This window comes from Cohnella thailandensis, from assembly GCF_014212135.1.
In the GTDB taxonomy this organism is placed as follows: Bacteria; Bacillota; Bacilli; order Paenibacillales; family Paenibacillaceae; genus Cohnella; species Cohnella thailandensis.
Genome location: NZ_JACJVQ010000032.1, coordinates 130,093 through 142,081 on the forward strand (window position 1 = coordinate 130,093; position 11,989 = coordinate 142,081).

The 11,989-nt window shown below is 54.7% G+C and carries 11 protein-coding genes; 8 read left to right on the forward strand and 3 right to left on the reverse strand.

Annotated elements, in window-relative coordinates; all coding sequences use genetic code 11:
- Window positions 1-55 precede the first annotated feature (55 nt).
- Window positions 56-256, forward strand: coding sequence for a DUF4177 domain-containing protein (locus tag H7B67_RS30170; RefSeq protein WP_185123615.1), 201 nt, complete (start codon window positions 56-58; stop codon window positions 254-256).
- Between the two features lie 10 nt (window positions 257-266).
- Here H7B67_RS30170 and H7B67_RS30175 read toward each other — a convergent pair whose 3' ends face one another.
- On the reverse strand, window positions 267-1,187 hold the full coding sequence (locus H7B67_RS30175; protein ID WP_185123616.1) for an ABC transporter permease: 921 nt from the start codon (window positions 1,185-1,187) through the stop codon (window positions 267-269).
- A complete protein-coding gene (locus H7B67_RS30180) occupies window positions 1,184-2,071 on the reverse strand; it encodes an ABC transporter permease subunit (RefSeq protein WP_185123617.1) in 888 nt (295 codons plus the stop codon). The genes H7B67_RS30175 and H7B67_RS30180 overlap by 4 nt, the downstream gene beginning before the upstream one ends.
- Before the next feature lie 170 nt (window positions 2,072-2,241).
- On the opposite strand from H7B67_RS30180, the gene H7B67_RS30185 reads away from it, so the two are divergent.
- Window positions 2,242-2,904, forward strand: coding sequence for a phosphatase PAP2 family protein (locus H7B67_RS30185; RefSeq protein WP_185123618.1), 663 nt, complete (start codon window positions 2,242-2,244; stop codon window positions 2,902-2,904).
- Between the two features lie 31 nt (window positions 2,905-2,935).
- Here the strand turns inward: H7B67_RS30185 and H7B67_RS30190 are convergent, their stop codons facing one another.
- Window positions 2,936-4,024 (reverse strand): winged helix DNA-binding domain-containing protein, encoded by a 1,089-nt coding sequence (locus H7B67_RS30190; protein WP_245364078.1) that lies wholly within the window; start codon window positions 4,022-4,024, stop codon window positions 2,936-2,938.
- A 245-nt stretch (window positions 4,025-4,269) separates the two neighbouring features.
- On the opposite strand from H7B67_RS30190, the gene H7B67_RS30195 reads away from it, so the two are divergent.
- From H7B67_RS30195 to H7B67_RS30220, 6 genes are all read left to right on the forward strand, one after another.
- A complete protein-coding gene (locus H7B67_RS30195; RefSeq protein ID WP_185123620.1) occupies window positions 4,270-5,232 on the forward strand; it encodes a helix-turn-helix transcriptional regulator in 963 nt (320 codons plus the stop codon).
- Window positions 5,233-5,254: 22 nt separating this feature from the next.
- Complete coding sequence (locus H7B67_RS30200; protein ID WP_185123621.1) at window positions 5,255-5,677, forward strand: VOC family protein; 423 nt, start codon at window positions 5,255-5,257, stop codon at window positions 5,675-5,677.
- A 161-nt stretch (window positions 5,678-5,838) separates the two neighbouring features.
- Window positions 5,839-6,522, forward strand: a complete 684-nt coding sequence (locus H7B67_RS30205; protein WP_185123622.1) for a response regulator transcription factor — start codon at window positions 5,839-5,841, stop codon at window positions 6,520-6,522.
- Window positions 6,515-7,897 (forward strand): sensor histidine kinase, encoded by a 1,383-nt coding sequence (locus H7B67_RS30210; RefSeq protein WP_185123623.1) that lies wholly within the window; start codon window positions 6,515-6,517, stop codon window positions 7,895-7,897. The genes H7B67_RS30205 and H7B67_RS30210 overlap by 8 nt, the downstream gene beginning before the upstream one ends.
- Window positions 7,898-7,965: 68 nt before the next feature.
- On the forward strand, window positions 7,966-11,049 hold the full coding sequence (locus H7B67_RS30215; protein ID WP_185123624.1) for an efflux RND transporter permease subunit: 3,084 nt from the start codon (window positions 7,966-7,968) through the stop codon (window positions 11,047-11,049).
- A 111-nt stretch (window positions 11,050-11,160) separates the two neighbouring features.
- Window positions 11,161-11,973 carry an AraC family transcriptional regulator gene (locus H7B67_RS30220; RefSeq protein WP_185123625.1) on the forward strand — a complete coding sequence of 271 codons (813 nt, stop codon included), beginning with the start codon at window positions 11,161-11,163 and terminating at the stop codon, window positions 11,971-11,973.
- The last annotated feature ends 16 nt before the right edge of the window (window positions 11,974-11,989 follow it).

Sequence of the window (11,989 nt, forward strand, 5' to 3'; positions counted from 1 at the left end):
AGCCATGGGACTATGTCACAATTATACTCAATCATACATAAGGAGGCTACGCCGCATGGAGCAGTGGGAATACGCGACTTTTAAGTATAAGACCGGCGGTTTTCTTGGAGGCAAAATCGATTCGGAGGAATTCGAGAGCGAATTGAACCGGTACGGCTCGGACGGATGGGAGCTCGTTTCCTGCTTCGATACCGCCATGTCCCAAGGCGCTTCCCGGGATATTATCGTTATTTTTAAGAGACGCAAGAGCTTTTGATTCCTTCTGCTTAGAAATGAGAAGCTTTGACATACCTTTTCTTGAATAGCTTCTCGAGCCCGTTGGCGACGAGGTGGAAGCCGACGATAAGCAAGATGTAGCAGGCAAGAGGGATGAATAGAATCCATTGGTGCGAGTAGAGGCTCGTTCTGGCTTGTCCGATCAGCCCGCCCCATTCGTTCGTGCGGCTGTGGTACTCGGGAGGGTCGAAGTACATGGTCGTGCCGCCTACGAAAATATTAAACAACGCCAATTGGCCGAATAGGGAGAGCACGAGAATCGCTTCTTGCACGAGGAGGATCATCAGGCTCTCCTTTAGGTGCGGAACCAGGTGCGACCGCATGATTTTCCAATGTCCCGCCCCTAGGGAGTGAGAAGCGAGGATGAACTGTCTCTCCCGGAGGACCATCGTTTTATCCTTGACTACGGATACGACGGAAGGCACGCCGACCGCGGTCAGCACGATGCCTAGCAGAATGGACATGTACAAAGGAGAAAGATTCGTATTGATCGTGATTCCGGTTAAGGCGAACCACGCGATCAAGAAGACCGGAATTCCGTTCAATACGCTCCAGGAAGACGACGTCCGAACCCGTTTCGGCGTTTTTTTGCTGTAGTAGCCCATCAGCATGCCGAGAATGCCTCCGATGCCGACCCGGGCCAACGCGATCCCGGCGGAGAGGAAGATCGTATATTTCGCCCCGTCCAGAAGCTTGGCCATCAAGTCGTAACCGTTCTTGTCGGTTCCGAATGGATAGTCCGCGCCCGGCGCGAGCGGGGGAGAGATGATGCGGCCGACGCCTTGTTCGCTGGGAATATACTGCCGCTTTACCTGTTCATCCAGTCCATGTGGGGCGAAATAGCTCCCGAACAAGGCCGCCGCAAGCAATAATGCCGTAATCAAAAGCCCCGTCAGCAACGTTTTATTCATCGCACGAACACCTTCTCCCATCCACGCAAAAATAATTTCAGCACGATAAATACGATGGCGTACACCGCAAGCAAGGACAGCAAGCCGTTCACGACCACGTCATATTGATAGCCTTCATAGGCGAACGCGTCGGCGTACAGAAGCTTCGTCACGCCGTGCATGTTGAACAAATATTCCACGATAAACAAATTTCCCATCATAATCCCCAACAGCTTATGTAAATCGGCCTTGATAAAAGGCAGGACATTCGGCAGCGCGTGAAAAAACACGATGTACGTTTTGCCTAATCCGCGGGCTTTGGCGAACCCTATGTAATCCTCCGACAAGGTCATCTTCATCTGCTGGGCGACGTTGCGGATCATGTAGTTGGCAGGGAGGACGATCATGGAGATCAATGGCAGCATGACGGCCGGATGGTCGGTCGAGAGGCTGGCTACCCGAAAGACGACGATTCCCGTTTCCGATGCAATATAGACGACAAGAAACTGAAGCAGCAGAATGATGACGAAATCCGGGAGAGCCCCGATAAACTCCACGACGCGCTTCAGCCATTCCGCGCGGGACAATCCGAGATAAATGCCGACGAGGATGCCGATCGTCGTCCCGATCAAGGCGCCGGCCGCCACATAAAACAAGGAAACGTTGAAGAAGCTGCCGATCTGCTCCCAGAAGGAGCGCTCGGTTCTCCCCGATAAGAAGCGGAACGATTCGCCCGTTCCGATCCCGGCGAAATAATCCCGAATGCTGGCGAAACCCCCCGACCAGTTCAGCCGGATGGAGCTGCCGTTCTCGCCCAATTGAAGCAAGATCGGCAGGACGGCAACGAGTAGAACGAATGCCAATAGGCCGGGTATGGCGATTACCGTTTTTGCAACCTTTAACATGCTTCGCGACAACTGCCTTTCCCTTGTCATAATAATTGACTATAAGTATAACTTTTAAGGGAGTAAAAGACTATTGTTTCCTTATTATCAATCGTCTTGCTGATCTGGGAACGCTCCGAATAATCTTCCGAGGGGCAGGCAACCTACCTTGCAGAAGGGTAGGGCTCGAGATGAAATTAACGTCAAGACTTGGTTTCGCCTTACTGGCAAGCCTGCTCTGCGCCGCGGGCTTCGGAGCGATCGCTGTCCTGGTCGGTACGGAACGAATCGCGAGCTTCGATCGCGCGATCATCGATTTCTGGCAAAGCCGCGAATCGGCGACCCTAACGAACGGGATGAAGGCGTTCACGGCCATCGGGTCCGGGATTCCCGTTGTCGTCATATCGATAGCGATCATGCTATTCCTGTTTTTCGTGCTCAACCACCGCAAGGAATTGATTCTGTTCGCGTTCGTTCTGGCGGGTTCCGAGATATTAAACGTCGCGTTGAAGCTTGTCTTTCATCGGGAACGTCCGAGCTTCCATCGGCTCGTTCAGGCGAGCGGCTATAGTTTTCCGAGCGGTCATTCGATGGGGGCATTCAGCTTATACGGGATTGCGGCGTTTCTTCTGTGGAAGCACATTTCTTCGAGAAGGGGAAGGACGCTTCTGATCCTGGTCAGCTGCGCCCTGGTTCTGGCCATCGGGATCAGCCGGATCTATCTGGGGGTTCATTACCCGAGCGATGTGCTGGCGGGGTATTTGGCGAGCGGCTTCTGGCTGACCGCTTCGATTACGGTCTATCAGCGGTACATGGAGCGGGCGGCGGAAAGGGCAAACGGCCTGCGAAAATAAGTCGCAGGCCGTTGCCCTTTCCGCCTCTCGGCTACGTTTGAATATGGATATCATGCGTCTGGCCTTCCGCCGCGAAGCGAAGCAATTGCTTCCCTTCTTGCAGGAGGGCGTCCGATTGTTCCCCGGTCAGCTTGAGGAAGGGCTCCACGCATAACGTAGATCGATCTCGGCTTCGATGGATCGACCAAGTTCCGGCGACGAAGCCGTCCAAGAGAATCGTCGGACGGATAATGCCGTTCACGGTAAAAACGCGGCTTCGGTACCGATCGTCGATGATCCGGCTTCGGTTCGCATGGGACAGGAGAATGCTGTCGAACTCGCCAAGAAAACGGAGAGGAACCGGCATATCCGCTTCCGGCCGGGGAGCCTCGGGCAAGTCGAAAAGCTCTCTGCCATCCGTATCTCTAAACGCGACAAGTCTGGATCGGAGAGAAGAGACGACTTCGTTTAACCGAGTCAGACCGGACCAAACCTGAATATCTTCAACGGTTGCAGGTCCGTAGGCCGATAGGTAGCGCAGCACGAATTCCTTGGCGTCCGGATTCGGCGTTAATGGCCGGCCAAGCCAAGCTTCCGCCGAGGCATGCACGGCTTGACCTTTGAGTCCCCATATCCCTCTAGGCGGAACCTGGACAAGCGGCACGAGGTTTCGGACGGCGGCGGATAAAGCCTCCGCCGGACGATCCGTCCACCGTTCGCTCAATAGCCTTCCTAATTCTTCGAAGGTTAAAGGTTGGTGCTCGACCAGTCGGCGGCCGGCTTCGGATAGCTCCTCATAGTTCACGCCATGGAGCCGTTTGCCATGATTGCCTTTCAGGGTCTTTTCCATGACGGGGTGGAGCCAGGGGCGAAGCTTCAAAGCATCTCGGCCGGAAGAGAGATGAAGAGTGGCGCGCATGAGAACCATGCGCACCGCTTGCTTCTCCAAGAGGAGGTTCGACAGCTGCTCCTGCCTGAAACCCTCCAACCTAGTCCATAGGGCGAAATAAGGCGCCAACGGGGCTTGAGCCTGCAGGCCGATAAGCTTCTCGATGGCTTCTAGAACGGTGAGCTTCTCGCGGCTTATCAGCATTTGTCTGGCTAGCAAAGAGCGATTTAACGCTCCGGGATTCATCGACATCATGTTATCTCCTCAGTTCCGGATAGAAAAGGCGGATGTCGCCGATCCATATGATTTCTGTATTCATAGTAGCTCTTCCTTCCTGACAACTATTTGACAAGGAGAAAAAGCATTACCCCATTTTTCGAGTGGCAGCCTGTCAAGAAACGGGATGACCCTGCGCGTCTGTTTGTGTATGATTTAGGAAGAGCGGGTTAAGGCGCGAACGATCGACTTCCCGCCTATGGTCGGAGAGGGGGGCGAATTTGAAAATACAGCGGTTGCTCGGAATAACGATGGTCCTATTGAGCCAGCGCAGGGTGAACGCCAAAACGTTGGCGGATAAGTTCGAAGTTTCGCTGAGAACGATCTACCGGGACCTGGAAACGATCAACACGGCCGGCATCCCCATCGTGTCTTATACGGGATCCGACGGAGGATACGAGATCATGGAGCAATTCCGGATCGAGAGACAGCTCGTCACCTTGGACGATCTGCAATCGATTCTCGTAGCGCTCAAAGGAGTCAGGGCTTCCCTTGACGACAAGGAGATGGACAGCCTGCTCGCCAAGATCAAAGCGCTGGTGGCCAGGTCGGATCAGCAGCGAATGGAGGAGCTCGGCGATACGCTGATCTTCGACACGAATCTCTGGCACGGAGGCGGTCTTCGGGACAAGTCGATCCTGAACTCGCTGCGCCAAGCGGCCAAGCATCGCTCCGTCGTCTCGTTTCGATATACGAATACGGACGGAGTCGAAGAGGAGCGGGAGGCGGAGCCGATAGGCCTTGCGTGGAAAGGATACGCATGGTACTTGTATGCTTACTGCCGTCTTCGCGGCGACTACCGCACGTTCCGGCTTTCCCGTTTGAACGCCCTGCGCGTTCATCTGGAGCACTTCCTTAGCCGCGGCGTTCGGATGGAAGAATTGGACGCCCGGTGGGGGAACCCACAGAAGGAGATTCCCGTTCCGCTTGTTCTTCGATTTCATTCCCGGATGAAGGTTCGAGTCGAAGAGTCGTTCGGCTGGGAGAAGCTCGAGAAGCAAGAAGACGGTTCGCTGATCGTCAGGGTCGACTTTCCGGATAACAACTGGCTTTACGGGATGCTTCTTAGCTACGGTCCCGACGTTCAGGTGCTGGAGCCTGCTTCCATCGCGGAGAAAGTGAAGAATCTCGCAAGGCAAATGTACGGCTTATACGAAGCGAACGTCACTATCGATTGGAAATAGCTTGCCGTCTGGAGAGGATAAGATGATTCAATCCATTGTCCATATCGCCCTGGTCGTCAGAGATTATGACGAGGCGATCGAATTCTATACGAAGAAGCTTCATTTCACTTTGGTGGAAGATATTTATCAGCCCGAACAGGACAAACGATGGGTCGTCGTTTCTCCGCCGGGCTCCGCGGGAACGACCCTTTTGCTGGCAAGAGCCTCCAAACCCGAACAAGAAGCTTATATCGGCAATCAATCGGGCGGAAGGGTGTTCCTGTTCCTCAACACCGACGATTTCTGGAGGGATTATCGCGATATGGTCTCGAAGGGAATCGAATTCGTCCGCGAGCCCAAAGAACAACCTTATGGCATGGTTGCCGTGTTCAAAGATCTTTACGGGAACTTATGGGACCTCTTGGAGCTGAACGAAGATCATCCGATTGCCAAACGAATAAAGTAATGGAATAAGAACCGCTGCCGCCCTCTTAGGAGGACGGTTTTTCTTTTGGCGCAAGGGCAAGCTTCGCCGTTTCTTTACGTTGTAATCGTCCGTTCACATTCAATCCAAATGGGCGGGATACGATAATAAGAATAGAGAATGCAAGAGAGGGGAACGCCGTTATGACAACCGTAATGGTCGTGGACGACGAAGCTCACATTCGCGAGCTTGTTCGATTATATTTGGAGGACGAGGGGATGGAGGTTGCGGAACGCCGGAACGGAGCGGAGGCCTGGGAGCTCTTGCAGCAGCGGGAGATCGATCTGGTCGTGCTTGACGTGATGATGCCCGAGATGGATGGCTGGGAGCTGTGCCGCAAGATCCGGGAGTCGGGAGACAAGCCGATTCTGATGATAACGGCCAAAGGCGAACCGACGGACAAAATCAAAGGCTTCCGGCTGGGGACCGACGACTATCTGGTGAAGCCCTTCGATCCGGTAGAGCTGGTGCTGCGGGTGAAGGCGCTGCTCAAGCGGTATAAAATATCCATCTCCCAAACGATCCGGCTCGGAAGAGTGACGCTCGACAGGAAGAGCTACCTGGTGGAATACGAGAACGCCGGCCTATCGGCTACGCTGCCGATGAAGGAATTCGAGCTCCTCTACACGCTTGCCAGCTATCCCGGCCAGCTGTTCACAAGGGACATGCTGATTCAGAAAATATGGGGAATGGATTACGACGGCGACGAGCGGACGGTGGATACGCATATCAAACGGCTGCGCGAGCGGTTTGCCGACTATGCCGACGATTTCAAGATCGTAACGCTGCGCGGCTTAGGCTACCGATTAGAGGTTTCCGATGTCTAGCCTGACCAAGTCGCTGTATGTCCGGGTCGTATTTATATTCTTAGCGGCGGTTATAGTGAGCTTATTCCTATCGTTGATACTCATTACTAGACTCTTCGAGAACCAAGCGATAAGCTACATCCAGGAAGAAATGATCGAATCCGGACAGGAGATTATCGAGTCCTATTCGGAGGCTTATCCGCAGCATTCCGCCGTGCTCGCGAAGGGGATCTCCGTCACTTCCGCGAATTCCGTCAACTTCTACGGTCCGGACGGGGGATTGCTGCACGAAGAGGCTCTGAACGGCGGGAAAAGGATCGAATTGGATCAAGAGACGATCAGCTACGTTCTGAACGGCGGCGTTTATCGCGGCTCCGAGCGCGGCCCCAAGAGTCTTCTGGTCGGTTTGCCGTTCGAGATCGAAGGGCAGCGGTTCGCCGTCTTCATGGAACCCTCGATCGGTCCGTTCATGACCTTGATCCTAAGGTTCTTCCAATTCGAGCTGTTATTCTCTCTTCTGTTCGGGAGCGCGCTCATTCTTCTTGCCGCCCAGTATATCGTCAAGCCGCTCAAGAAATTGACGAACGCGACTCGACGCATGAGCAAGGGCGACTTCTCGTTCGAGCTGAGATCGAAGCGCAAGGACGAAATCGGTCAATTGACGCGCAGTTTCGGCTCCATGGCGAAGGAGCTCGGAACGCTGGAGAAGATCCGGCAGCGATTCGTCTCCAACGTCTCTCATGAGATTCAGTCTCCGCTTACTTCCATCAAAGGATTTACCAAGGCGCTCAAGCAAAAGAAGATGGATGAAGACAGCCGTCTGCGTCTCTTGACCATTATCGAAGACGAGACGGAGCGATTGTCCCGATTGGGCGAGGATCTGCTACAACTGTCAGCCTTGGAATACGAGCATCTCCGGCTCAATTTAGGAGCTTTGAGGTTGGACGAGCAGCTTCGCAAATGCGTCATCTCCTTAGAGCCGCAGTGGGCGCCGAAAAACCTCCGTATCGAGCTAGAGCTCGAAGAGATAGAAGTCCATGCGGACGAGGACCGGGTCTATCGATTGTGGATCAATCTGCTGAGCAACGCTATCAAGTTCACGGGTCCGGACGGAGAAATCTTCGTCACCGCCAAACGAAAAGGAGATAAGGCGATCGTCCTCGTTCGGGATACGGGATCGGGCATTCCGGAGAACGATCTGAGCTCGATCTTCCAGCCTTTCTATAAAGCGGATCCTTCCCGAACGAGCGCCTCCGGAGGCAATGGAATCGGCCTCTCGATCGTGAAGCGGATCGTCGATCTTCATCATGGCGAGATCCAGGTAACCAGCTCTCCGGGAGAAGGGACGGAGTTCAAGGTGACCCTTCCGTTGGATCAACCTTCCAATAAAATGTAACTCGCGCTTCACATAGGCGACAAATTCGCGCGCTATACTCCTCTCGAATAAAGAGAGGAGAGAAATCGATGAATTTTCTAAGCAGATTAAGTCTTAAGAACGGGGTCGCCGTCGTCATCCTCTGCGTTCTCGTTCTCGGGTACGGCCTCTATTCCGCCACCCAGATCAAGCAGCAGACGTTCCCGGATCTGGAGCTTCCGGCGGTAGCCATCTCCGTCGTTCAACCGGGAGCTTCGTCGGAGGAGATCGAATCAAGCCTTACGAATCCGATAGAGGATACGTTAAAGAGCTTTAAGGGCTATGATTCCTTAACGAGCTCAACGACGGAGAACGGAGCAAGTCTCTTTATCCAATTCCCGTTCGGAACGGATATGGAGAAGATGTCCGCGGACGTGGAGACGGCTCTGGCCAAGCTCGCGCTGCCGGATAACGCGAGCGTTACGGTTCAGCGGTTGTCCGCCGGATCGGTTCCGGTCTACCAGGCAGCCGTATTCTCCGAGGGAGACGGCCCGGATTCCGATGCGCTGGCCGCGAAGCTCAATGACGAGATCGTGCCTAAGCTTCAGAAGCTTGAAGGGGTCAGTTCGGTAACGTTGGACGGAACGAAGACGGAGAAAGTGAATATCGTCGTCGATAAAGAGAAGGCGAACCGGTACGGGATCTCGCTCGGCTCCATCCAAACCGCCATTCAATCGCTTGACTATGCGGTTCCGCTAGGGAACGTAAGCCAAGACGAGACGACGATTCCGGTCCGGCTGGTCGGCAGCATCGACTCGCTCGACCAAATCCGGAACATAGGCATCGTCGGCTCCGCGGCAGGACAAGCGGCGCAAGGAGGAATGCCCGCAGCCGTTAAGGTGAAATTATCCGATATCGCCACGGTAACGACGGTTTCCTCTCAGGATAGCATTACGCGCTATAACGGCACGCCGAGTTACGTGATCGGCGTCGTCAAGAACCAGGACGCGAACACCGCGGACGTCGCGGACGAAGTCAAAGAAGTTCTGAACGATTATCAGGATAAAGGCGAGCTTGACCTTCACGTGATCCAAGACCAAGGCGAAGCCATCGAAGAATCCATCTCTTCGCTTGTTCGCGAAGGCTTGTTCGGCGCTTTGTTCTGCGTCATCATCATCTTCTTGTTCTTGAGAAACGTTAGAGCGACGATCATCTCGATTCTCTCTCTTCCGATTTCGATCTTCGCGACCATCGCGGTTATGGATCAAATGGGATATACGTTGAACATCATGACCCTCGGCGGTATCGCCGTATCCGTCGGGCGGATCGTCGACGACAGCATCGTCGTTATCGAGAATATATTCCGATGGCGCCAAGAGAAGGGCAAGGGAATGAACGGCAAGGAGCTTGCGTTTAAGGCGACCAAGGAAGTCATCGGCGCCGTCGCTTCTTCGACGATCGCAACCGTCGTCGTCTTCCTGCCGCTTGCTTTCGTGAGCGGCATTATCGGGGAGTTCTTCCGTCCGTTCTCGATCGCCGTCGTCGTCTCGATCCTGTCGTCCCTGCTCGTTGCCGTCATGCTTATTCCGGTCCTCGGAGCGAAGTTTTTCAAGAACGTCAAACCTCACAAGGAAGGCAAAGGGGTACTGGCCCGTTCCTTCGAGAAGGTGATAACCGGCGCTCTGAAACGCAAAGCGATCGTGCTCGCCGCCTCGGTCGCGCTTCTCGTCGCTTCTCTTTGCACGATTCCGGCCTTAGGCGTCGCTTTCTTGCCGGCAGATTCGGTGCCGACGGCTTCGATCGAAGTAACTCTTCCCGCGCAAAGCTCTCAAGATCAAACGAATAAGGTTGCGGAGCAGATCGAGGATTATGTCGCCAAGCTTGAGGGGATGAGCAATTATCAGGTAAGTATCGGCGGCGGAGGTTCCGGCAATCCTTTCGGCGGGGGCGCCGCGCAGAACAACAAAGCGACGGTAACCGTCCAATTCTCGGATGATTCGGACGTAGAGCGCACCGTCGAGCAAGCGAATATCGATCTGCCGGCGTTGGCCAACGCGGCGGTAGAGGGGACGACGGTGACGGCGAAGGAAGGCGAGCAGCAAGGCTTGCCGTCCGGCAGCGGAATCGATGTCACCTTGTACTCCGGCAACGTGGAGCATCTGTCCCAAGCCGCCAAGCAGGTCGAGCAGCTCATGTCTTCCCATGCGGATCTTAAGGATACCGACAACAACATGAATGACGTCTCGCCGAAATGGGTGCTTACGCTGAATGAGAAAGGTATCGATTCCGGCGTATCGGCCATGGCCGTCATGCAAGCCGTGAACGAGCAGCTGAAGCCGGTCGATGCCGGGACATATGCGTTGGACAATAAGAATCAGGACGTAACGATCTCTTATGCGCAGCGGATCGGCTCCCGCGAAGAGCTGGAGAATATCGCGATCCCGACTGCCGCAGGAATGTTGACTCTGAAGGATATCGCGAATGTCGACGTCCAGAACGCGCTGGCCACGATCAACCACGATGACGGGAAGACTTATGCCGAGGTTAGCGCAACGATCAAGGACGGTGCCGATACCGCTGCCGTGACGAACCAAGTCAAGAAAGATATTCAGAGCTTGGCGCTGCCGTCCGACGTGGAGATCAGCTTCGGAGGAGGACTCGCGATGATCGCGGAGGGCTTCGCCAGCATCGGAATCGCGATGGCCGTCGCGGTCGGGCTCGTGTTCCTCGTCATGAGCATGACGTTCGGCGGCATCGTCACTCCGTTGATCATTCTGTCGTCCTTGATCTTCATTCCGGTCGGATCGCTGACCGCGCTTCTGATTACGGGACAGGCGCTGTCCATGAGCGCGATGATCGGCATGCTGATGCTCGTCGGCATCGTCGTCACGAACGCCGTCGTGCTCCTCGACCGCGTCGAGAAGAACCGCCGGTCCGGCATGGCGATTACCGATGCGATTATCGAAGCGTCGACGACCCGCCTGAGACCGATCCTGATGACCGCATTCGCGACCATGCTGGCCTTAATGCCGCTCGCCTTATCGGGTTCTTCGACCAGCTTGATCTCCGGCGGCCTGGCGATCACCGTCATCGGCGGTTTGTTCACGTCGACGCTGCTGACGCTGGTCGTCGTACCGGTCGTCTACGAGCTCGCCTGGAAAAAACGCAAGGTTCGCGAGATAGAGGACTTCTAAAACTTTAGGATTTAGCCTATGGGCGATCGCGTTAAGCGGTCGCCTTTGCGCTTCATGGTTGGCATAGCGGGCATGCCCGCTATAATAAAGGGGAGGAGGAGGACCGTCCCCATGACCAAACGAAAGATAGCATTCTATCGCGATGAACGGCTTCCTTTCTTGGAAGCCAAACGATGCGAAGCGAACGAGTTGGCATACCGCAAGCACTTTCACGAGGAATACTCCATCGGTCTAATTTATGAAGGCGCAACGAACGCTTGGTGCGAAGGCCGTTCGTTCCGAGTCGAAACGGGCAACGTAATCAGCTTCCCGCCGCACATGCTGCATGCATGCCAGCCGGAACCGGGAGCCGATTGGAAGTACAAGATGCTCTTCATCCGCAGAGAGTGGCTCGAAGGGTTGGAGAGAAACGAGCTCGCACGGCTGCGGATTCCGTTTCTGTTGGGCGATGCCAAACGGGCGAGGGTGAGCCTGCACTTCGAAGGTACGATGAACGCTTTGGAGAATCGCAGGGACCCTCTAGAGGTCGAGTCGACCCTGATCGAGCTTATCCAAGAAGTTGCGCGAAGAGACGAGGAAGATCAGGCTCACGGCGAACGGCTTGGGCAAGATCTTAGAACGGCGAAAAGAATCAAGGAATATATACAAGACCGCTTTGCCGAACGGATTACGCTGGAGGAGCTTGAGAGGGAAACGGGAATCAGCCGATTCCATCTGATTCGGCTGTTTAAGCGGGACGTTCATCTGCCGCCGCATGCTTATCAGAATCTGCTTCGCGTGAATCATGCCAAATCGGAGCTGGCGAAGCGAAGGCCGATAGCGGAGATTGCCCTCGAATGCGGGTTTTACGACCAAAGCCACTTCGCGAGGACATTCTCCCGAATCGTCGGCGCATCGCCGCGCTCCTATTCATTGTCTCTATGACGGGAGCAATTTCGTA